General features: G+C 70.5%; 18 protein-coding genes. 10 read left to right on the top strand and 8 right to left on the bottom strand.

Annotated elements, in window-relative coordinates; translation table 11 throughout:
• The 6 genes from ACQY4O_RS14990 to ACQY4O_RS14965 form a co-directional block, all read right to left on the bottom strand.
• Complete coding sequence (locus ACQY4O_RS14990; RefSeq protein ID WP_428377156.1) at positions 1-1,125, bottom strand: nucleoside hydrolase; 1,125 nt, start codon at positions 1,123-1,125, stop codon at positions 1-3.
• A gap of 10 nt (positions 1,126-1,135) precedes the next feature.
• A complete protein-coding gene (hemW, locus tag ACQY4O_RS14985) occupies positions 1,136-2,302 on the bottom strand; it encodes a radical SAM family heme chaperone HemW (RefSeq protein ID WP_428377155.1) in 1,167 nt (388 codons plus the stop codon).
• A 160-nt stretch (positions 2,303-2,462) separates the two neighbouring features.
• Positions 2,463-4,442 carry a potassium transporter Kup gene (locus ACQY4O_RS14980; protein WP_428377154.1) on the bottom strand — a complete coding sequence of 660 codons (1,980 nt, stop codon included), beginning with the start codon at positions 4,440-4,442 and terminating at the stop codon, positions 2,463-2,465.
• A gap of 54 nt (positions 4,443-4,496) precedes the next feature.
• Positions 4,497-5,189, bottom strand: coding sequence for a YggS family pyridoxal phosphate-dependent enzyme (locus tag ACQY4O_RS14975; RefSeq protein ID WP_428377153.1), 693 nt, complete (start codon positions 5,187-5,189; stop codon positions 4,497-4,499).
• A gap of 109 nt (positions 5,190-5,298) precedes the next feature.
• Positions 5,299-6,537: a hypothetical protein gene (locus ACQY4O_RS14970; RefSeq protein ID WP_428377152.1), complete on the bottom strand. Its 1,239-nt coding sequence runs from the start codon at positions 6,535-6,537 to the stop codon at positions 5,299-5,301.
• Positions 6,534-7,724, bottom strand: a complete 1,191-nt coding sequence (locus tag ACQY4O_RS14965; protein ID WP_428377151.1) for a hypothetical protein — start codon at positions 7,722-7,724, stop codon at positions 6,534-6,536. The genes ACQY4O_RS14970 and ACQY4O_RS14965 overlap by 4 nt, the downstream gene beginning before the upstream one ends.
• Positions 7,725-7,930: 206 nt before the next feature.
• Between ACQY4O_RS14965 and ACQY4O_RS14960 the strand changes: the two genes are divergently transcribed.
• From ACQY4O_RS14960 to ACQY4O_RS14945, 4 genes are all read left to right on the top strand, one after another.
• Positions 7,931-9,184, top strand: a complete 1,254-nt coding sequence (locus ACQY4O_RS14960; protein WP_428377150.1) for a transcription antitermination factor NusB — start codon at positions 7,931-7,933, stop codon at positions 9,182-9,184.
• A 51-nt stretch (positions 9,185-9,235) separates the two neighbouring features.
• Positions 9,236-9,925 (top strand): ribulose-phosphate 3-epimerase, encoded by a 690-nt coding sequence (gene rpe, locus ACQY4O_RS14955; protein WP_428377149.1) that lies wholly within the window; start codon positions 9,236-9,238, stop codon positions 9,923-9,925.
• A complete protein-coding gene (locus ACQY4O_RS14950; protein WP_428377148.1) occupies positions 9,922-11,637 on the top strand; it encodes a heparinase II/III family protein in 1,716 nt (571 codons plus the stop codon). The genes rpe and ACQY4O_RS14950 overlap by 4 nt, the downstream gene beginning before the upstream one ends.
• A gap of 171 nt (positions 11,638-11,808) precedes the next feature.
• A complete protein-coding gene (locus ACQY4O_RS14945; protein ID WP_428377147.1) occupies positions 11,809-12,939 on the top strand; it encodes a glycosyltransferase family 4 protein in 1,131 nt (376 codons plus the stop codon).
• Positions 12,940-12,942: 3 nt separating this feature from the next.
• Here the strand turns inward: ACQY4O_RS14945 and ACQY4O_RS14940 are convergent, their stop codons facing one another.
• Together ACQY4O_RS14940 and ACQY4O_RS14935 are read right to left on the bottom strand one after the other, a co-directional pair.
• A complete protein-coding gene (locus tag ACQY4O_RS14940; protein ID WP_428377146.1) occupies positions 12,943-13,992 on the bottom strand; it encodes a sulfite oxidase in 1,050 nt (349 codons plus the stop codon).
• Positions 13,993-14,042: 50 nt separating this feature from the next.
• On the bottom strand, positions 14,043-14,942 hold the full coding sequence (locus ACQY4O_RS14935) for an N-acetylmuramic acid 6-phosphate etherase (RefSeq protein ID WP_428377145.1): 900 nt from the start codon (positions 14,940-14,942) through the stop codon (positions 14,043-14,045).
• 72 nt (positions 14,943-15,014) lie between these two features.
• Here ACQY4O_RS14935 and ACQY4O_RS14930 point away from each other — a divergent pair, with 72 nt between their 5' ends.
• The 6 genes from ACQY4O_RS14930 to ACQY4O_RS14905 all read left to right on the top strand — a co-directional run bounded on the left by ACQY4O_RS14930 (position 15,015) and on the right by ACQY4O_RS14905 (position 20,963).
• Positions 15,015-16,031: a serine hydrolase domain-containing protein gene (locus ACQY4O_RS14930; protein ID WP_428377144.1), complete on the top strand. Its 1,017-nt coding sequence runs from the start codon at positions 15,015-15,017 to the stop codon at positions 16,029-16,031.
• 60 nt (positions 16,032-16,091) lie between these two features.
• On the top strand, positions 16,092-16,733 hold the full coding sequence (locus tag ACQY4O_RS14925) for a TIGR02466 family protein (protein WP_428377143.1): 642 nt from the start codon (positions 16,092-16,094) through the stop codon (positions 16,731-16,733).
• Positions 16,734-17,003: 270 nt separating this feature from the next.
• Positions 17,004-18,125 (top strand): ABC transporter ATP-binding protein, encoded by a 1,122-nt coding sequence (locus tag ACQY4O_RS14920; protein WP_428377142.1) that lies wholly within the window; start codon positions 17,004-17,006, stop codon positions 18,123-18,125.
• Positions 18,126-18,136: 11 nt separating this feature from the next.
• Positions 18,137-19,273: an ABC transporter ATP-binding protein gene (locus tag ACQY4O_RS14915; protein WP_428377141.1), complete on the top strand. Its 1,137-nt coding sequence runs from the start codon at positions 18,137-18,139 to the stop codon at positions 19,271-19,273.
• Positions 19,270-20,160: a carbohydrate ABC transporter permease gene (locus ACQY4O_RS14910; protein WP_428377140.1), complete on the top strand. Its 891-nt coding sequence runs from the start codon at positions 19,270-19,272 to the stop codon at positions 20,158-20,160. The genes ACQY4O_RS14915 and ACQY4O_RS14910 overlap by 4 nt, the downstream gene beginning before the upstream one ends.
• Positions 20,160-20,963 carry a carbohydrate ABC transporter permease gene (locus ACQY4O_RS14905; RefSeq protein ID WP_428377139.1) on the top strand — a complete coding sequence of 268 codons (804 nt, stop codon included), beginning with the start codon at positions 20,160-20,162 and terminating at the stop codon, positions 20,961-20,963. The genes ACQY4O_RS14910 and ACQY4O_RS14905 overlap by 1 nt, the downstream gene beginning before the upstream one ends.

Raw genomic sequence — 20,963 nt, 5'->3', positions numbered from 1 at the left:
TCACTGAGGCACGGCGCGGTTTTGCGCCGGTCTGTCCTGGGGCTGCCTGTCCTGGGCTTGTTGTACGAAACGATCCAGGAAGCGTTTGGTGTCCACTGCCTGCACGATCGTGACCCGCCGCGCGCCCATCGCCCTGGGTGCAAGCGCCTCCGGCCAGACATGCGCATGGCCGTAGTTGATCCCCGGGCTGGTGTCGATGTCGAGGAACGCCTCGACCGACTTCGTCACCAGATAGGGATCGGCCGCCACCGCCGCGGTCAGCTCGTCCCACATCGGCAGCGGGGCGTAGTAGCGGCTCAGATACTGGGTCAGTGCGTTGTGCCGCGCACCGATACGCGCCATCAGCGTCCTGGTCATCATCACCGCATCGGAGACGTTGCCGACCGAGGTGATCTTCGGCCAGGGCGCGGTCAGCACGATATGCGCCGCCTCCGGATCGAAGATCATGTTGAAGTCCGACGCGAAGTCGGCGTTCCCGGTGACCGCCTGCATGTTGGTGTCGATCAGCGCGCCCATGAACACGAGCTGCTTCGCGTCGGCGGCGAAGCTCGGATCGAGCCGGACCGCCAGCGCGAGGTTGGTCAGCGGACCGGCGGCAACGATGGTGACCTGGTGCGGATGCTCGTGCACCGTGCGGATCAGGAAGTCGGCGGCCCGCTCCGTCGAGGCCTTGAGCGCCGGCGCTCCCTCGTCGAGCCGAGGCACCGGCGGCTGTGTCGCCGGTATGTCGGCGATCGAACCCAGGCCACCCCAGGCGCCCTTCCACGGGATCGTGCCATAGGCTTTCTCCCACAGCCGCATGCGCGCGACAGAGTTCACCAGCGGCAGGGTGGCGCCGTCCACCACCGGAATGTCGGCATGTCCTGCAATCTCCAGGAAGCGCCGCAGGTGGGCGCTTTCGGCGTTCTCCCAGCCATCGCCGACGACAACGGTGAAGCCCAGCACCTGCACCGCCGGGTCGGCGAGCAGCGGCAGCGTGGATTGCAGGTCCGATCCGCCCGGCCCGAGGAAGTCGTTATCCTCCACCACGAGCATCGGCGTTGCGGCGCGCGTAGGGAGTGCGAAGGCTGCCAGGGTGAGGCAAAGGAGCGCCGACAGCAGGTGTTTCCAAGCAGCCGCGTGCATGGGGGTCCTTTCAGAGGACGAGAGCGGCCAGCAGCGCATCCAGGCGCAGGCGGCCCTCGGCGGTCGCGACGAGGCAATCACCGTACCATGCGACATACCCCGCCTCGATCGCGTTCCGCAGCATCTCGGCATCGAGCGCCTCGTCGAGCGTCATCCCGGTGCGTGCCGCAAAGAGTTCGGCCGGGATGCCTTCCGTCAGGCGCAGCCCCATCAGCAGCATCTCGCGCGCCCGCTCGCCAGGCGCCAGCGCCGTCTCGGAGGTCTGTCCGCTGCCGGTGCGCTCGACCCGCTCGGCCCAGGGCTCCGGGGCCCGATGCCGGCGTGTCGCGTGCAGGCGACCGTCCAGGGTCAGCCGGCCATGCGCGCCGGGACCGATGCCGGCATAGTCCTGGTAGCGCCAGTAGGCGAGGTTGTGCCGGCTCTGGGCGCCCGGGCGGGCATAGTTCGAGACCTCGTACGCCTCCAGCCCGTGCCGTGCCGCGACCGACGCGGTCTCGACATACAGCGCCGCCGCGTCATCGTCCTCGGGAAGCGTGATCAGCCCCTGCCGGTGCAGCGCCTCGTAGCGGGTGCCGGGCTCGATGGTGAGCTGGTACAGCGAGAGATGGTCCGAGACCAGTGCCAGCGCGGCATCGAGTTCCGCCTGCCAGGCGGCCATGGTCTGGCCAGGTCGCGCGTAGATCAGGTCGAACGAGATGCGCGGGAACAGCGCGCGGGCCAGTTCCAGGGCGGCGACCGCTTCGCCTGCCGAGTGCTCGCGGCCGAGCCGGTGCAGCGCCTCGGCGTCCAGCGCCTGCACGCCGAGCGAGACGCGGTTGACCCCGGCGTCGCGAAAGCCGCGCAGCCGCCCGGTCTCGACGCTGGTCGGGTTCGCCTCCAGGGTGATTTCCAGGTCGGCAACCGGCTCGAACAAGGTCGTTGCCTGCTCGATCAGGGCGGCGACGCTGTCGGGCTGCATCAGGCTCGGGGTGCCGCCGCCGAAGAAGATCGAGCTGAGCGGCCGCCGCCCGAGCCGAGCCGCCTCGTAAGCCAGTTCCCGGGACAGAGCCGTCGCGAAGCGCGCCTCCGGCACGACGTCCCGCACATGGCTGTTGAAGTCGCAGTACGGGCACTTGGCGAGGCAAAACGGCCAGTGGATATAGAGTGCGAGGGGTTCCAGAGAATCTATGTCCCGCAAAGGCTGTGTGGAGGTGCCTGATGCTGGATGAGAGCGATCCGCAGGATCGCGGCCGGCGTGACTTTCCGAGCACCGGAGCGGAGCGGCCTCCTGGCCGTGAGCACCGGAGCGCAGGAAAGGCGGGTCGGATCGCCAGCAGCAGGCATCTCCACGCAGCCTTTCAGATTGCGACGCGGACGCCTAACTCCACCACCCGATCGCTCGGAATGCGGAAGAATTCGGTGGTGGTGACGGCGTTGCGCGCCATCACCAGGAACAGCGACAGCCGCCATAGCGGCATGCGCGGGATGGTCGCGCGCACCAGCACCTCTCGGTTGACGAAGTAGCTTGCCTGCATCGGGTCGAACGCCACGCCCCGGCCATTCAGCTCCTCGAGCGCGCGCGGCAGGTTCGGGCTCTCCATGAAGCCGTAGCGCAGCGTCACCCGGTGGATGCCCGGGGCGAGCTCCTCGACGCTCATGCGATGCAGGCGGCCGGCCTCGGGCTGGTCCAGGTTCTGGATCGTAACGAACAGCACCTTGTCGTGCAGTACCTTGTTGTGCTTGAGGTTGTGCAGCAGCGACGCCGGCACGACGTCCGGATTGCCGGTCAGGAACACCGCCATGCCGTGCACGCGCACGGTGCGCGATTGCGGCAGCCGGGCCAGGAACGAGGCCAGCGGCATGCTGTCCTGCTTCCAGCGCAGCGCCAGCAGCTCGCGGCCGCGCTTCCAGCTGGTCATCAGCGCGGTCAGCACGATGCCCAGCAGCACCGGCACCCAGCCGCCCTGCGGGATCTTCAGCGCGTTGGCGGCGAAGAACACGGTATCCATCAAAAAGAAACCACCGAACACGGTGACGGCGGCGAACCGCGACCAGCCGTACTGGCGGCGGAACACCACCATGGCCAGGACACAGGTGCACATGAAGGTGCCGGTCACCGCGATGCCATACGCGGAGGCCAGCGCATCGGAGGAGCGGAACACCAGCACCAGCAGCAGCACGCCGACCATCAGCGCCCAGTTGATCTGCGGGACGTAGATCTGGCCTTCCTCGTTCGGGTTGGTGTGGCTGACGCGCATGCGTGGCAGGTAGCCGAGCTGCACGGTCTGGCGCGCGATCGAGTACGCGCCGGTGATCATCGCCTGGCTGGCGATCACCGTGGCGGCGGTTGCCAGCAGCACCATCGGCAGGCGCAGCCAGTGCGGCCCGAGCAGGAAGAACGGGTTCGCGATCGCCTCGGGGTGGGTGATGATCAGCGCCCCCTGGCCGAGATAGTTCAACGCCAGCGACGGCAGCACGAACACCAGCCAGGCGAGGCGGATCGGCGGCGCTCCGAAATGTCCCATGTCGGCGTAGAGCGCTTCGGCGCCGGTCACCGACAGCACCACCGCGCCCAGCGCCACGAAGGCGATCCAGCCATGGTACCAGATGAAGATCGCCGCATGGTGCGGCAGCAGCGCGGTCAGGATGAAGGGGTGGCGCACCACCTCGATGCCGCCGAGCACGCCGATCGATCCGAACCACAGCACCATGATCGGCCCGAAGATGCGCCCGACGCTGCCGGTGCCGCGCCACTGCAGGCTGAACAGCGCCACGATCACCCCGACCGCGATCGGCAGCACCACCTCCCTGGCAGAAGGAATGCTGACTTCGAGGCCTTCGACCGCCGACAGCACCGAGATGGCGGGCGTGATGGTGCCGTCGCCGAAGAACAGGCAGGCGCCGATGATGCCGACCAGGCCCATCAGCGCATGCATCCGGTTGTTGGTAGCGACGCGCTGCGCCAGCGCCATCAGCGCCAGGATGCCGCCTTCGCCGCCATTGTCGGCGCGCATGACCAGCAGCACGTATTTGATGGTCACGATCAGGATCAGCGACCAGAAGATCAGGCTCTCGATGCCGACCACCTCCCACTGTGTCGGCGAGTGCTCGCTGATGATCGAGATGGTGGATTTCAACGCATAGAGCGGGCTGGTGCCGATATCGCCATAGACGACGCCGAGCACGCCCATGAGCGATGCGACGCCGATGCTGCCGCGTGCCGCATGGCCGCCGCGCGCGTCGCCGACGGCCGATCTGGAGGCGAGCCGTCCGCCGGCGGCGCCGAGGGATGCGGCAGGCTGGATGCCGCCCGGCGGGGCTCCGGCGTCACGGCTCATCGAGGGGCTCCGGAGAGGCCCGGCCCGGGGCCGGGAGTGCCCCCATACTGCCCATCAGGCGACGGAGGCAAGCGGCTGGCCGATGCCGGGCCGGGATCCGAACAGCGCCGACCCGACCCGCACCTGCGTCGCTCCCTCGGCGATCGCCGCTTCGAAATCTCCCGACATGCCCATCGAAAGCGTCCGCATGCCGGTGGCGGCCGCGAGCTCCGCCAGCGCCCGGAAATGCGGCCGCGGATCGTCGTCGGCGGGCGGGATGCACATCAGCCCGGTGACGCTGCCGCCGAACCGGGCCCGGCAATCCCGGATGAACCCCGCCGCGTCGGCGCGCGCGATGCCGGCCTTCTGCGGCTCGTCGCCGATATTGACCTGCACCAGCAACTCGGGCAGCCGGCCCGCCATCTCCGCGGCACGTGCGATCGCGTCCGCCAGACGCGGGCGGTCCAGGGTCTCGATGACGTCGGCCACGCGAACCGCGTCGAGCGCCTTGTTGGTCTGCAACGGGCCGATCAGGTGCAGCCGCAGCCCGGGATACCGCTCACGCAGCGACGGGAACTTGGCCTGGGCCTCCTGCACGCGGTTCTCGCCGAACCGCAGCTGCCCGCAGGCGAGCAGTTCCGCCACCCGCTCCGCCGGATGGGTCTTGGAGACGGCCACCAGGGCGACAGCATCGGGACGCCGCCCGCTGGCCGCGAGCGCCCGGTCGATCCGTGCGCGTATCGCGTCCAGGGCCGCCTGCATTGTCATCCCCCACACGCTGGAACCGGCCTCGCATCCGGTCAAGCGCGGCGCGCGCCTGCCCAGGCGAGCCGTCGCGCTGCCGGTATCTAAAAGAGCCGCTCCGCGGATTGGCCATCTAGAAGAGCCGCTCCGCGGCGTGGGCGCCGACCAGGATCTCGCACAGGCGCAGCCGATCGACGCGGGTGAGCCAGGTCTCCTGGCTGCCGTCGGCACAGAAGGCGACCGCCTCGCCCAGCATGCGCTCATGGTCCTCCGGCGCACCGAGCGGACGTGACGCCACGTCGAGGCGCCGGAGCGCCCGCAACCGGCTTTCCAGGCGATCCGCCATCTCGTGCTCCGCGACCGGATCGGCGGGGGCGGCAGCCGCCCAGGTGCGGACCTGCTCGAAGCCGCTGGCGAGCTCGGCGCAGCACCGGATCGCCATCTCCGTGCGACGCGGCGCCAGCTGCCGGGCCGTGCCTGCCAGCTCGCCGCGCAGGCTGCTGAAGCTGGCGATCCGTGCGGCCAGGCGGGCCTGCGCGTCCAGCGCCTGGTCGCCGTCCAGCGGCGGCGCTGCCGCCGGCTTGTCGAGCCGGCCCACGACGATCGGGACCACCGACCGCAATGCGGCTTCGAGCGGTCGCGCCACGATGGTCTCGCGCGCGAACAGCAGCAGGCTGTCCACCATCTCCGCCGGTCGGGTGCTCTGCTCCAGCAGCAGCGCCACCACCAGACTCCAGCCGACCGCGCCGGACCGCGCCGCTGCCAGCAGCAGCGGCCGCATGGTCTCGCGGTCGAGCTCCTGCCCGAGGCTTGCGAGCCTGAGGATCGCCACCTGCGAGAACAGCAGCCGGGTCGCCGCACAGAGGGGTTCGAGCATGCCGGGCCGGATGCCGGTCTCGGCGCGAAAGGCGGTGCTGTCCCAATGCGCCGGCAGGCCATGCGGGTCGAGCAGGCCGGCGGTGTCGGCCCAGAGCCCCTGGTCCGGCATGCCGCCCGCCGCCAGGACGGCCTCGACCGCGGCGATGTTGGGCAGGCGCGAACGCACCAGGGCCGTCACCGGGGCGATGAAGCTGCGCGGGATGCTGCCCACGCCGGCACGCCAGGCGGCCGGAGTGACGATCACCGGATCGAACGGCTCGAACAGGGTGCGGGCCAGCGTGCGCCGGCGCTTCGGCCGCAGGGCGGCAAGGCGCGGACGCACCGCATCCAGCACCCGGTCGGCCTCACCGCGCGCGGCGAGCCCGTCGACCATCAGGGTGATCCGCAGGACGGCGGCGTCACTCGCATCCTGCAGGTCGGCGGACAGGTCCGCGAGCCTGGCCGACGGTGCATCCGCGGCCGCCGAAGCATCCGGACCCGCGCCAGGGTTCACGGCGCGCTCCCGCCGGCGCCGGGTGTGTCGCTGTCCGGGCAGTCGAGCAGCAGTTCGGCCAGTCGCAGCCGCTCGTGGCATTCCAGCCGGTCCAGCGTGAGAGCGGTCCCGGGTTGCATGGCGAGCAACTGGCTGCACTCGATGCTGCCGCGTTCCAGCGACGTGTGCTCCAGCACCACCCGGCCGTCGCTGTCGTGGGTCAGCAATTGCGCCAGGGCCTTGCGCGTGCCGGGTGCAAAGGCCGGATCCGCCTGGACGAGACAGAGCCGGTCCCAGCCATCGAGCAGCCAGCCCGGCCGGCCCAGGGTCTCCGCGGCACCCGGCGGGTCGCGCTGCCACTCGGCAAGCAGGCCGAGCGGATCATCGAACCGCGCCCGCGCCCGGTCGAGCGCCTCGGTCGCCAGGCCATGCCGGGCCAGCAGGCTCGCGGCCATCGGGCCCGGGCCGGATGCGGCCGTCCGCGCCATCAGCGCCAGGATGCGCGGCAGCCGGAACCGGTCGCGGGCCGGCCCAAAGCCGAGCCCGACCGCCTCCTGCGCCAGGGCCGCGACCGCCGCCGACAGGGTCTCGCCGGTCCAGCCGTCCCCCGCGCCCATAGGCTGCGCGCCCAGCTGTGCCGCGCCCAGTTGCGCCGCGACAGCGCCGGGCGCGCTCCTGAGCCAGGTGGCCTGCTCCTCGATGCCGACCGACCACGGATCGTTCCGGTCGGAATGCGACGCCGGCATGTCGAGGGCCCGCGCCAGTTCCAGCAGCAGGTGGGAGCGCAGCCGCAGCAGCTGCTTGCCCCCGGCAGCCTCGGCCTTGCGGGCCGCCTGTGCCGCCGGGCGCCCCGCATAGCCCTCGATGGCCACGCCACGCGCCGCGGCCAGGATGCGGCCCGGCGAGAGCGGCGCGGCCGGGTTCGACTGCAGGATCTCGATGAGGCGGATATCGTGCAGGCTAGGCATCGCCTGCAGCCTGACCGCCGGCCAGCTGGTGACGTAGATGCCGCGTCCGCCGCCGGGATTGCTCAGCAGCATCTCGAGCCTGCCATCCGTGGCCGTCCGGGCGCGCAGGCCGATCAGCACCGGTCCGGTCAGCGGCAGGGCGACGCTGTGCACGCCGGCCCGCAGGCTCGCGGCGCCCCAGGCGATGGCGCGCGGGGCTGCTCGGGGCGCTGAACCGGACCTTGCGATCTGCGACGACATGGCGCGGGACCACTGCCTTTCGAATGGCCGGCAACACTGGCGGGCGGCGCTGCCGCATGCCATTTGCCTGCGATGCAGCGTAACCGCCGTCTATGAACAAAACCTCAACGGACGGCCGACGGCGCCGCGATGGTGACCCGGGGCCGGCCCAGCGGGGCCAGGCGCAACGGGGGCCGGCGGAGCGGGGGCAGCCGCGCGATGCCGCGATGGCCGATCCGACCCGCGAGATCGCCTACGACATCCTGGTCTCGGTGCTGGAGCGACGGCGCACCCTCGACGAGGTGCTCGACCATGTGCCGGTGTCGGTCCCGGCCCGCGACCGCGCGGCGGCGCACCGGCTGGCGGCGATGGTGCTGCGCCGGCTCGGCACGCTCGATGCCCTGCTGCGGCCGCTGCTGGGCAAGCCGCCGCCGCCGCCGGTGCGCCTGGTCCTGCTCATCGGGGCCGCGCAACTGCTGTTCCTGCAGACGCCGGCGCACGCCGCGGTCGGCACCAGTGTCGAGCTGACCCGCCGCCGCCGGCTGGCCCCCTTCGCGGGCCTGGTCAACGCCGTCCTGCGCCGGCTGGCGGCAGCGGCCGGGACGGCATTGCCGGAGCTGGACCAGGCGCTGCTCGATGTGCCGGGCTGGCTGTGGTCATCCTGGTGCGCTTCCTGGGGCGGCGACCAGGCGCGCGCGATCGCCGACGGCATCCGCCGGGAGGCGCCGCTCGATCTCAGCCTGCGGCGCGGCAGCCCGGTGCCCGAAGGCGGCGTCCGGCTGCCCACCGGGTCGGTGCGGCTGCCGGCAGGCGCCAGGGTCGGCGAGCTGCCCGGCTATGCCGAGGGTGGATTCTGGGTGCAGGACGCCGCTGCCGCACTCCCGGTCATGCTGCTGGACCCGCGGCCCGGCGAACGCATCGCCGACCTGTGCGCAGCACCCGGGGGCAAGACCGCGCAACTGGTCGATGCCGGGGCCTCGGTGATCGCGCTGGACCGCGACCGCACCCGGCTGCAGCGGGTCGGCGAGAATCTCGAGCGCCTTGGCATGCAGGCGGATCTCGTCGCGGCGGATGCCGTCACCTGGCGCCCCGGGGCGCTGCTCGACGCCGTGCTGCTGGACGCGCCGTGCAGCGCCACCGGCACCGTGCGCCGTCATCCCGAGGTGCTGCACACACGCCGAGCCGAGGATCTCGCCGGGCTGGCGGCGGGGCAGGCGCGCCTGATCGAGGCGGCCGCTCGCATGCTTCGGCCGGGCGGCCGGCTGCTCTACGCGGTGTGCTCGATGCAGCGCGAGGAGGGCGAGGCACAGCTCGCCGCAGCCCGCCGCGCCGGGCTGCGGCATGCGCCGTTCACCGCGTCGGAGCTGGCCGTGCTGCCCGAGGCGCTGACGGAGACGGGTTGCCTGCGCACCCATCCCGGGCTGTGGCCCGGACAGGGCGGCATGGACGGCTTCTTCGCGGCGCGTTTCGTGCGCGACTGAGGTGGAGTCCGGGCTTGTGTACGGTCACGTGCTTCCTGCTAGAAGCTCCGCATGACCACGACACCAGGCGTCATCGTCGCTCCGAGCCTGCTGGCCGCCGATTTCGCCCGCGCCGGCGAGGAGACCGCCGCCGTCGAGGCCGCCGGCGCCGACTGGCTGCATCTCGACGTGATGGATGGCCACTTCGTCCCCAACCTCTCCTTCGGGCCGCAGATGATCAAGGCGTTGCGGCCTCGCTCGAAGCTGCCGTTCGACGTGCACCTGATGATCGAGCCGGTCGACCCGTTCCTCGAAGCCTTCGTCGCGGCCGGCGCGGACCACATCCATGTCCATATCGAAGCCGGTCCGCACGCGCATCGCTCGCTGCAGACGATCAAGGCGCTCGGCGCCAAGGCGGGGATCGCGCTGTGTCCGGCAACCCCGGTGGAGGTGATCGCGGAGGTTCTCGACATTGCCGACCTGGTGCTGGTGATGACCGTCAACCCGGGCTTCGGCGGCCAGAAGTTCCTGGGCAGCCAGCTCTCCAAGGTCGCCCGCATCCGCAGCCTGCTGACCCGGATCGGGCGCGACCTGCCGATCCTGGTGGATGGCGGCATCGACCGGCACACCGCGCCGCGCTGCATCGAGGCCGGAGCCACGGTCATGGTCGGCGGCACCGCGGTGTTCGGCGCGCCCGACTATGGCGCGGCCATTGCAGGCCTCCGGGGCGCCGACCCGGATGGCGGGAGATCTGCCGGATGAATGTCCGCCGCTGGAGCCAGGATGCCAGGTTGTCGTTCGCACGGCTGCCCGGGCTGACCGGATCGCTCGGCATCGGCCGGGTGCCGGAGGCGCCGCAGCAGGCGATCCGCGACCTGTGGCAGGGCGATCCGGCGGTCGGCGCCAGGCTGATGAAGGGAGAGCTGCACCATCGCGGTGCCGTGTGCCCGATCTCGGTGGTCAGCGTGGCAGCACTCGGCGCCAGCGCGGGCGCCACCGGCGAGGGCGCGGCGTCACCGGCGATGCGCGCCCACGCGCAGGGCTTCACCTGGCTGCGCGACTTGCGGGCCCTCAACACCGACAGCGCCCGGCTGCGCGCCCGCACCCTGGTCGGCGAGTGGCTGCAGCGGCCGCCCAATGATGCCACCGCGCGCAGTCCGGACGTCATCGGCGCCCGGGTCGCCGCCTGGCTGATGCACTACGATTTCTTCGCCGCCTCCGCGGATGACGGCTTCCGCCAGCGCCTGATGGCGCGCGTGGTGATCGACGGGCGTTCGCTGATGGCGCTGCTGCCGTCCGGCAGCCACGACCACCGCACCCTGACCGCGTTCAAGGGCCTGCTCGCCTGCGCCGTGGCGCTGCCCGAGCAGAGCGCGCTGCTGGCCCGCTACATGCGCTTCATCACCCCCGAGCTGGGGCGCCAGATGCTGCTCGATGGCTGCCAGGTCGAGCGCAGCCCAATGGCGCATCTGGCCATGCTGCGCGAACTTGCCGAGATGCGCGCCCTGATGCAGACCGGCCAGATCGCACCGCCGCTGTCGCTGGCCGCGGCGCTGGACCGCATGGCGCCGGCGCTGCGTGCCCTGCGCCATGCCGATGGCGGCCTGGCGCTGTTCAACGGCAGCCAGGAGGAGGACCCGGCGCATATCGACCAGGTGCTGATGCAGGCGGCGCGCGGCCGGGCGGTGCAGCAGGCCCTGCCGGAGGGCGGCTTCATCCGGCTGCAGGTCGGTCGCAGCCTGCTGTTCATCGATGCCGGACCGCCGCCGCCGCCGGGCTACGACCAGCTCGCGCATGCCGGCACGCTCGCCTTCGAGCTGTCCGTCGGCCGCGAGCGGCTGATCGTGAATTGCGGCGCCTCGATCGCCGCCGGCTGGCAGGAGGCGGTGCGGAGCACGGCGGCGCATTCGACGCTGGCGATCGGCGACCGCTCTTCGTCCGATCTCGTCGTCATCGACGGCAGCGACGGGGTCTCGCGTCGGCCGGCGCATGTCGAGATCGACCACAAGCAGTCCGGCGAGGCGCACTGGCTTGAGCTCAGCCATGACGGCTACAAGCCCGGCTTCGGCGCGGTGCATCGGCGCCGGCTGTATCTTGCCGAGGACGGCAACGACATCCGTGGCGAGGATTTCGTCGAGGCCGACGCCCCCTGCGCCTTTTCGCTCCGCTTCCACCTGCATCCGGATGTCGAGGTGAGCGTGGATGCCGAGGCCGGCGGCGTGCTGCTGACGCTGCCGTCCGGCGGCAAGTGGCGCATGCGTCTCGAGGGTGGCCGCGTGACCGTCGAGGAGAGCATCTATCTCGGCCGCGGCGCGCCCCGGCTCGGCCGCCAGGTCGTGGTCAGCGTCGCCGGGCCACCAGGGGCCGAGCCGACCGCAGCGGCCGCGGGCGACGCGCCAGGCGTGGAGGCCGGCGAGGCCGCTTCGGCACCCGGCACCCAGGCGGTGCGATGGGCGCTCACCAGCGTGACCTAGCAGGGTGCTGAAAAACCAGGTGCAAGGGCTCCGCCCTTGACCCGCTGGGGCCTGAGGCCCCAGACCCGCTCTTCTAAAACAAAGGATTTCAAAGGCTGGCCTTTGATGGGGCCCAGGGGCAAAGCCCCTGGCCTGCGCAGCGGCTGCTGCGCAGGGCGCTGCTCTTCCGTCTTGAAGATCCTCGAAGTCACCAATGTCGATTTCTCGCTGCGACAGTTCCTGTTGCCGCTGATGCGCGAGCTGCGCCGGCGTGGCCACGAGGTGGTGGGCGTCAGCGCCGACGGTCCGCTACTTGCCGACGTGCGGCATGAGGGCTTCCGGGTCGTGGCGCTGCCGATGGCGCGCAGCCTGCACCCGGGCGCGCAAATCCGGGCCCTGCTCGCCCTGGTCCGGTTGATCCGGCTGGAGCGTCCCGACCTCGTGCACGCGCACATGCCGATCAGCGGGCTGCTGGCGCGGCTCGCGGCCCGGCTCTGCGGCGTGCCGGTGATCGCCTATACCTGCCACGGGTTCCTGTTCAACCAGCCCGGCCCGCGGCTGCGGCGTGGCGTCGCACTCGGGCTCGAATGGCTCGCCGGGCGCGTCACGCATCGCTACTTCACGGTCTCGGAGGAGGAGGCGCGGGCTGCGCGGCGGCTGCATATCCACCGTCATCCGGTCGCGGTCGGCAACGGCCGCGATCCGGCGATCTTCCGGCCCGATGCCGTGGCGCGCGCCGCCATCCGGCAGGGCCTGGGCGTGCCGGACGACCGGGTGGTGGTGATCGCGGTGTCCCGCATGGTCCGCCACAAGGGCTATCCGGAGCTGCTGGCGGCGATGCGTGCGGTGCCGGATGCGGAGCTCTGGGTGGTCGGCGAGCGGCTCGCCTCGGATCACGGCGAGAGCCTGGAACCGGCCTTCGCCGACGCGGCGCGGCCCGAGGCGCTGGGCGCGCGCCTGCGCCGGCTCGGCTACCGCACCGACATCGCGGCCCTGCTCGCGAGCGCCGACATCTTCGTGCTGCCCAGCCATTTCGAGGGGCTGCCGATGTCGGTGATCGAGGCGATGCTGACCGCACTCCCGGTGGTGGCGACCGATATCAGCGGCCCGCGCGAGCAGGTGGTCGCGGGCGAGACCGGCCTGCTGGTGCCGGCCGCGAGGGTGCCCCCGCTGGCCGCAGCGCTCGGCCGGCTCGCCAACGACCGGACCCTACGACGGCAATTGGGCGAGGCCGGCCGCACCCGGGCGATCGCCCTGTATGACGAAGCCGCCGTGGTCGCGAAGGTGGCAACGCTGCTGGAGGCCCCGCCGCCCCCAGGGTGAGCCCTACCGCACGCTGACCGGAACCCGATGCCAGGCGGCGCAGAGATAGCCCTTGAAGTTCCAGACGTCGCCGGCGCAGGCGGGCTGCGTCTGGCCGGCTTCGTCCCAGGCGCGCGCCACCAGCTCGTGCTCGCCTTGCGGGAGGTCCAATGTCGTTGCCCAGAAGGTCCAGGCTCCCGGCGTTTCGGGATCGTGCCGCAGCGCGGCCTGCACCCAGCTCCCGCCGCCATCGGCCGAGACATCGACACGCGCCACCGCGCGCCTGCCGGCGATCGCGTAGCCGCGGATGGTGGTGGCACCCGGTGCCAGCCGCGCCTGCGCCTGCGGCGTGCAGATCGCCGCGTTGAGCGGCATCTCGTTGATGGTGAGGCCGGCCTGCCAGTCCACCGTCGCCTCGGTGACCGAAGCCGGCAGCAGCTTGTAGTCCTGCTGCTGCATGTGGTTGTCCGAGGGGTGGTCCTGCACCGTGATGGTGGTCAGCCATTTCGGGCTGCGCACGCCGGCATAGAAGGGCACGACGACCCGCAACGGATGGCCGTGCTCGGGGCGCAGCGTCTCGCCGTTCATCGCCCAGGCCAGCAGCACGTCGTCCTGCAGGGCGCGCGGCATGCCGATCGAGACCCCGTACCGGAAGCGGCGTCCCGCCATCTCGACCTGGTCGGCGCCGTCGAAGGCGACATGTGCCGACGCCGCGGCACCCGCCGCGCGCAGCACCTCGTGCAACGCAACCCCGGTCCAGTGCGCGTAGCCGATGGCGCCCGCCGCCCAGGGATCGCCGGAGGTTGGCTTGACCGGCTGCAGGTCGGCACGGCGGTTGCCGGCACATTGCAGGACCGCGCCGAGCGTCCGCTGCGGCGCCAGCGCCTGCAGGTCGGCCATCGAGAGATCGAGCGGCCGGTCCACCCGGCCACAGACCCGCAGACGATGCGTCGCCGCATCCAGCTTCGGGATGTCGCCGTGGCTGCGCACGTAGAAATCCTGCGCCGCTGTCACGAAGGACGCGCGCAGCCGGTCCAGCGGCGGCTCGGCGTTGAACGGCGCCTCCGAGTGCACGATCAGCCCAGGTCCTGGCAGCCCAGGTCCTGGCCGCGCGGACGTCCGCGTCATGCCTGCAGCACCCGGCGCAGGTGGTTGCCGTGCCCGGCGAGCGCCGCCTCGGCGTTGGGCCTGGTCATGCCGTGCAGCAGCAGCACCGCGAGCTTGACGCGGCCGTCCGCCGCCGCGAGTGCTGCGCGGATCGCGTCGTCGCCCGCCCCGGTCAGGCTGCGCAGCATGCGTTCGGCGCGCAGCCGCAGCTTGGCGTTGGTCGCCTGCATGTCCACCATCTCGCCGCGCCAGACGCGGCCGAGCCGGACCATCAGCGTGGTCGAGATCAGGTTCAGCACGATCTTCTGCGCGGTCCCGGCCTTCAGCCGCGTCGATCCGGCGACCACCTCGGCGCCGGTCTCGACCAGAACGGCGATCTCGGCCTCGGCCAGCAGCGGCGCGCCGGGGCTGTTGGCGATGCCGACCGTGAGGCAGCCCGCCCGCCGCGCCGACCGCACCGCCTCGCGCGTGTACGGGGTCGTGCCGCTGGCCGCGAGCGCCAGCAGCACGTCGTTTGGACCGAGTGCCAGCGCCGCCACGTCCGCCGCTGCCGTCTCGGTGCGGTCCTCGGCGCCTTCGACCGCGCGCACCAGCGCCTGTTCGCCGCCGGCGACCAGGAAGGCGAGGCGGTCGCGCGGCCAGTCGAAGGTCGGCGTCAGTTCGGCGCCGTCCTGGAAGGCGAGACGACCCGAGGTGCCGGCGCCGGCATAGGCAAGGCGGCCGCCGGCGACAAGGCGCGGCAGCGCGGCCTCGACGACCCGCCCGAGCGCCGGCAGGGCGGCACGCACCGCGGCCACCGCACCGGCCTGGCTGTCGAGCAGCGCGTCCAGGATCGCCGGCGCCTCCCAGGCATCGAGGTCCCGATAGCGCGGGTCGGTTGCTTCGGTCGCCGCAGGCTTGATGGCGTCGATGGGCATGGATGGCAGCTCTCGGTTACCCCGGGGCGTCAACGCCGGTCTAGGCTGCCGGGTGCATGGCAGGAGGCCGCAATGGATCTCGGGCAACGGACCGGCGGCGCGTTCGCGCCGGCCGCCGCCGCGGTGGCCGCCGGGCACATCCCGGGCGCGGTGCTCGGCGTGGTCGATCGCACCGGACAGCGCGCGGTGCGTCATGCCGGCTGGGCTTCCCTGGTTCCGGACCGCGAGCCGCTCGGTCCCGGCACCTGGTTCGACCTCGCCTCGCTGACCAAGGTCGTGTTCACCACCACGGCGATCCTGCGCCTGTGGCAGGGCGGCCGGCTGGAGCTGGACACGCCGCTCGCCGAGCTGATCCCGGACCTGCGCCAGTACGATGTCGCCCAGGCTCCGGAGCGCAGGCTCACGGTCCGCGAGTGCCTCGCGCACCGGACCCACCTGCCCGCGGTCGAGCCGATCTACACCTATGGCCGCGATCCGCAGACGCTGCGCGCCTTCGTGCTGCAGCGCGCCTGGCGACCGGTTGCGGAGCCGGTCTATTCCGACATCAACTTCATCCTGCTGGGCATCGTCATCGAGCGGCTGACCGGCTCGCCGCTCGCCTCGCAGCCGCTTGCCGACGGTCTGTGCTTCGCACCCGAGCCGGCGACGTGTGCCGCGACCGAGCACTGCATGTGGCGCGGCCGGGTGCTGCGCGGGGAAGTGCATGACGAGAACGCGTTCGCGCTCGGGGGCGCCGCCGGTCATGCCGGGCTGTTTGGCACCATCGACGGCGTGCTCGACTTCGCCCACGGCGTGCTGGCCGGCATCGGCTGGCCGCCCGCAATGATGGCCGCGATCGCCGAACCGGCCGGCGCGCGCCGCACGCTCGGCTGGGAGTGCCGGCACGAGGGCTGGTCCGGCGGCGGCCTGTGCTCCCCGGGGACGATCGGCCATGTCGGCTTCACCGGGACCGGCCTGTGGATCGACCGCGAGGCCGGCCTGGCCTGGAGCCTGCTGACCAATCGGGTGCATCCGACCCGGCATCGCGACACCGGCATCGTGCAGCTTCGTCGGCGGACCGGCGAGGCGCTGTTCGCCACCGGTGCCTGAAGGCTGGCCCGAGGAGCGCACCTTGACAGTCAGGTAACGACTGGAGGTTAACTCGATGCCATGGCACGCCTCGATATTGCGGTGAAAGGCCTGTTCCCGACGCTGGTCGCGGCGGTCGAGTTGCCGGATGCCGACGCGCGCAATGCGGAACTTGCCGGCCTCATCCTGCGCCGACGCGAACAGTTCCCCTCGATCCAGGCCTCCAATGCCGGCGGCTGGCACTCGGACCGATCCATCACGGAGTGGGGCGGCGCGCGGGTGGCGGAGGTGCTGCAGGTCGCGCGCGGCATTGCCACGCAACTGACTGCCGACCGCAACGGCGAGCCGGCGCATCCCGAATGGGTCACGCAGGCGTGGGCCAACGTGAACGGACCGGGTGACGGCAACATTTGCCACTACCATCCCGGCGCCTGCTGGTCGGGCACGTATTATGTCGATGATGGCGGCTGTGCGGCCGATCCGTTGCTCGGCGGCGAGTTCGAGATGCTGGACCCGCGCGGCCCGGGGCCGGGCATGTATGCGCCGCAGTTCAAGTTCGCCGGCGAGGATGGACGCTCGGTCGGCAGCGGCGAGACCATCCGCCCGAAGCCCGGACTGTTATTCCTGTTCCCGTCGTGGCTGTTCCACCAGGTGCGGCCGTATCGCGGCAGCGCGTTGCGGATTTCGCTGGCCTTCAACTTCGGGATCGCCGCCGGGTCCTAGTGTCGCGGGGATGCTGCCGAATAAGCGACGTCACCATCATTCTGATCGGTTGCACGTTCTGTTTTTTCATGGAAAGGTTCGATTCGAATAAACACATCGGATGCGTGTTCGGGGAACGTTATTGGACCAGGCGCTTGCGCAGCGACAGCTTGGCAATCGGGCCTTCGACCGCGTGGCCATCGACTGCGGCATTGCAACCGGTCCGGCTCGCCCTGGCTGGCCCGTGTGGCCTTGCGAAGAGAACGACCCGGCCATCCTGGCTGCCACTCGATGAGCGTGGTCCTGGACAAGGTCGGACTGAAATCGGGCGCCGACATCATCATCGAAGGTGTCAGCCTGCAGTTCGACCTCGGCACCATGAACATCCTGCTTGGGCCGACCCTGTCGGGCAAGACCAGCCTGATGCGGCTGATGGCCGGTCTCGACAAGCCGACCAGCGGGCAGATCAGCGTGAATGGCCACGATGTGGCGCGCGTGGCGGTGCGGCGCCGCTCGGTGGCCATGGTGTACCAGCAGTTCGTGAACTATCCGTCGCTGACCGTCTACGAGAACATCGCCTCGCCGCTGCGGGTTGCGGGCGTGACGAAGGCGGAGATCGAGGCCCGTGTCGCCGAGGCGGCCCGCGTGCTGCGGCTGGAGCCGTTCCTCGCACGCCTGCCGGCACAGCTTTCCGGTGGCCAGCAGCAGCGCACCGCAATCGCGCGCGCCCTGGTCAAGCGCGCCGAACTGGTGCTGCTCGACGAGCCGCTCGCCAACCTCGACTACAAGCTGCGCGAGGAGCTGCGTATCGAGTTGCCGCGGCTGTTCGCGGAGTCCGGCTCGATCCTGGTCTATGCCACTACCGAGCCCTCCGAGGCGCTGCTGCTCGGAGGCCGCACGGCGACGCTGTGGCACGGCCGCATGACCCAGATCGGCGATACGCCGTCGGTATACCGGCGTCCTGCCAACATCGACTCCGCCAGAGTGTTCTCCGATCCGCCGCTGAACGAGCTGGCGGTCGAGAAGCGCGGCCCGCGTGCAATTCTGCCGGATGGGCGCGAGGTCGAGGCCGCGCGGCTGGTGCCGGACCTGCCGGACGGCGAGTACCGCCTCGGCTTCCGTGTCGAGAGCGCGGAGATCGACGAGGCTGTCGCGGTTGCGGGTGACATGGCCACCGGCCGCCTGAACGGCACCGTCGCGGTGACCGAGATCAGTGGCTCGGAAAGCTTCGTGCATGTCGATGTCGGGTTCGCGACTTGGGTCTGCCTGGTGCTGGGCGTGCATGACTGGACCCCGGGCTCGGCTGTCTCGGTGCGCATCGAGCCGCGTGGCATCCATGTCTTCGACCGCGCCGGAGCAGTGGTCGCGGTCGCCGGGACGCGCCAGTCGCCTGCTTTCGCGACGGCGGGCTGAGGGCCGGCCGCATGGCCACCATCACCCTCGACGGCATCGCGCATGCCTATGACGGCAGGCCGCGTGGCGCCGACCTGCAGGACATGCGGCGCTACGCGCTCAAGCCGATCAACCATGTCTGGCAGAATGGTCATGCCTACGCGCTGCTCGGACCGTCCGGTTGCGGCAAGACCACGCTGCTCAACATCATTTCCGGCCTGGTGATCCCGTCCGACGGGCGGCTGCTGTTCGATGCGCTCGATGTCACCCGGCTGCCGACCGAGCGGCGCAACATTGCCCAGGTGTTCCAGTTCCCGGTGATCTACGACACCATGACGGTGGCCGAGAACCTGGCCTTCCCGCTGCGCAACCGCGGCGTGGGCAAGCCGGCGATCGGGCGGCGCGTCGACGAGATCGCCGAGCTGCTCGATCTCAAGCCGGTGCTGAACCGCCGGGCGCGCGGATTGACCGCCGACGCCAAGCAGAAGATCTCGCTCGGGCGCGGACTGGTGCGCGCCGACGTCTCGGCTGTGCTGTTCGACGAGCCGCTGACGGTGATCGATCCGGCACTGAAGTGGGAGCTGCGCTCCAAGCTCAAGGCGGTGCACCAGGCGCTCGACATGCTGATGATCTACGTCACCCACGACCAGGTCGAGGCGATGACGTTTGCCGACCAGGTGGTGGTGATGAACGACGGCCGCGTGCTGCAGATCGGCACCCCTGCCGACCTGTTCGAGCGGCCGGCGCACAGCTTCGTCGGCTACTTCATCGGCTCGCCCGGAATGAACTTCCTGCCGGCGATGATTGCCGGCCGCACTGCCCATGTCGGGGACGTGCAGTTCGACCTCGGGGCCGCGTATCCGACGCCGCCGAACTCCGCGAGCGTGCAGCTCGGCTTCCGGCCGGACTACGCCACCGTGCTGGACCGATCGGCCGGCACCGGTATCCCGGTCGGCATCAGGCGCATCGAGGACCTGGGCCGCAGGCGACTGGCGCGGGTGGCGCTGGGATCCGAGGAGGTGGTGGCGACACTGCCGCCAGAAGTCGAGCTGTCGGGCGACATGGCGCTGCTGCAGGTGCCGCCGAGCCATCTGCACGTGTACGTGGATGACCTTCGTATCGAGGGCGAGCGTGCCCGCGGCCAATATGTCGAGGCGCTGCGGACATGAACGACAAGCCGATCAGCAATCGCGCCTGGCTCTTCGTGCTGCCGGTCCTGGTGTTCGTGCTGTTCTCGTCGCTGCTGCCGATGATGACGGTGGTGAACTACTCGTTCCAGGATACGATGGGGCAGAACAACTTCTTCTGGAACGGCATCGCCTGGTTCCAGAATTTGCTCGATCCCACCACCGACATCGGCAGCCGGTTTGCCGATGCGCTGGTGCGCAACCTGCTGTTCTCCATGGCCGTGCTCGCCATCGAGGTGCCGCTCGGCATCGCGGTGGCAATCTGCATTCCACGCCATGGCTGGAAGGTCGGCGCCACCCTGGTGATGATCGCGCTGCCGCTCTTGATCCCTTGGAACGTGGTCGGCACCATCTGGCAGATCTTCGCACGCGCCGATATCGGCCTGCTGGGCGCTGCGCTGACCCGGATGGGGATCCACTACAACGACACCCAGGATCCGACCTCGGCCTGGGCCACGATCGTGGTGATGGATGTCTGGCACTGGACCGGCATGGTGGCGCTGCTGGCCTATGCCGGTCTGAAATCCATCCCGGATGCCTTCTACCAGGCGGCGCGCATCGACGGTGCCGGGCGCTGGTCGGTGTTCCGCAACATCGAGCTGCCAAAGTTGCAGAAGGTGCTGGTGATCGCGGTGCTGCTGCGCTTCATGGAAAGCTTCATGATCTATACGGAGCCGGCGACGGTGACCGGCGGCGGACCCGGCGAGGCGACGAGCTTCCTGTCGCTCGACCTGGTCAAGATCGCACTCGGGCAGGTCGATCTCGGCAATGCGGCGGCGATGTCCCTGGTGTACAACCTGATCACGCTGTCGATCTGCTGGGTGTTCTTCACCGTGATGACACAGCTCGACCGACGGAAGGACGTGTGATGCGCCTCAGCGGTCGCTCCATCGGCATCTCGCTGTATCTGCTGGCGCTGTTCCTGCCGATCTACTGGCTGCTGAACATGTCGTTCAAGGAGAACGGCGAGATCATGTCCGGCCTGTCGTTCTGGCCGCACCACCTGACCTTCGGCAACTACGGCCACATCTTCCACGACCCGGCCTGGTATCTCGGCTTCGTCCACTCGCTCGAGTATGTCGCGATCAACACCGTGATCTCGGTCACAATCGCGCTGCCGGCTGCGTATGCCTTCAGCCGCTACCGGTTCATCGGCGACAAGCACCTGTTCTTCTGGCTGCTGTCCAACCTGATGGCGCCGCCCGCGGTGTATGCCATGCCGTTCTTCAACCTCTATTATTCGATCGGGCTGTTCGACACGGTGTGGGCGGTGGCGCTGGCGCACTGCCTGTTCAATGTGCCGCTCGCGGTCTGGATCCTGGAGGGCTTCATCTCCGGAGTGCCGCGCGAGATCGACGAGACCGCCGCTCTGGACGGCTACTCGTTCCCGCGCTTCTTCGTGCGCATCTTCCTGCCGCTGATCGCCAACGGCATCGGCGTCGCCGCCTTCTTCTGCTTCATGTTCTCGTGGGTGGAGCAACTGCTGGCCACCACGCTGACCACGGTGAATGCAAAGCCGATCGTCTCGGTGATGACGCGGGTGTATTCGGCGGCGGGCATGGACTGGGGGCTGCTGGCGGCGGCCGGGGTGCTGACCATGATCCCCGGCGCGATCGTCATCTGGTTCGTGCGCAACAACATCGCCAAGGGCTTCGCCCTTGGTCGCGTCTAG

Origin of the sequence: Lichenicoccus sp. (assembly GCF_965277665.1) — a bacterium.
Taxonomy (GTDB): Bacteria; Pseudomonadota; Alphaproteobacteria; order Acetobacterales; family Acetobacteraceae; genus Lichenicoccus.
The sequence above is the reverse complement of the archived record's forward strand: the minus strand, read 5'-3'. Positions and strand labels throughout refer to the sequence as shown.

Coding starts and splice junctions, on each gene's coding strand:
- ACQY4O_RS14990 (WP_428377156.1), bottom strand. CDS start 1,125: ATGCACGCGGCTGCTTGGAAACACCTGCTGTCGGCGCTCCTTTGCCTC.
- ACQY4O_RS14980 (WP_428377154.1), bottom strand. CDS start 4,442: ATGAGCCGTGACGCCGGAGCCCCGCCGGGCGGCATCCAGCCTGCCGCA.
- ACQY4O_RS14975 (WP_428377153.1), bottom strand. CDS start 5,189: ATGACAATGCAGGCGGCCCTGGACGCGATACGCGCACGGATCGACCGG.
- ACQY4O_RS14965 (WP_428377151.1), bottom strand. CDS start 7,724: ATGTCGTCGCAGATCGCAAGGTCCGGTTCAGCGCCCCGAGCAGCCCCG.
- ACQY4O_RS14960 (WP_428377150.1), top strand. CDS start 7,931: ATGGCCGATCCGACCCGCGAGATCGCCTACGACATCCTGGTCTCGGTG.
- rpe (WP_428377149.1), top strand. CDS start 9,236: ATGACCACGACACCAGGCGTCATCGTCGCTCCGAGCCTGCTGGCCGCC.
- ACQY4O_RS14950 (WP_428377148.1), top strand. CDS start 9,922: ATGAATGTCCGCCGCTGGAGCCAGGATGCCAGGTTGTCGTTCGCACGG.
- ACQY4O_RS14935 (WP_428377145.1), bottom strand. CDS start 14,942: ATGCCCATCGACGCCATCAAGCCTGCGGCGACCGAAGCAACCGACCCG.
- ACQY4O_RS14930 (WP_428377144.1), top strand. CDS start 15,015: ATGGATCTCGGGCAACGGACCGGCGGCGCGTTCGCGCCGGCCGCCGCC.
- ACQY4O_RS14925 (WP_428377143.1), top strand. CDS start 16,092: ATGGCACGCCTCGATATTGCGGTGAAAGGCCTGTTCCCGACGCTGGTC.
- ACQY4O_RS14920 (WP_428377142.1), top strand. CDS start 17,004: ATGAGCGTGGTCCTGGACAAGGTCGGACTGAAATCGGGCGCCGACATC.
- ACQY4O_RS14915 (WP_428377141.1), top strand. CDS start 18,137: ATGGCCACCATCACCCTCGACGGCATCGCGCATGCCTATGACGGCAGG.
- ACQY4O_RS14910 (WP_428377140.1), top strand. CDS start 19,270: ATGAACGACAAGCCGATCAGCAATCGCGCCTGGCTCTTCGTGCTGCCG.
- ACQY4O_RS14905 (WP_428377139.1), top strand. CDS start 20,160: ATGCGCCTCAGCGGTCGCTCCATCGGCATCTCGCTGTATCTGCTGGCG.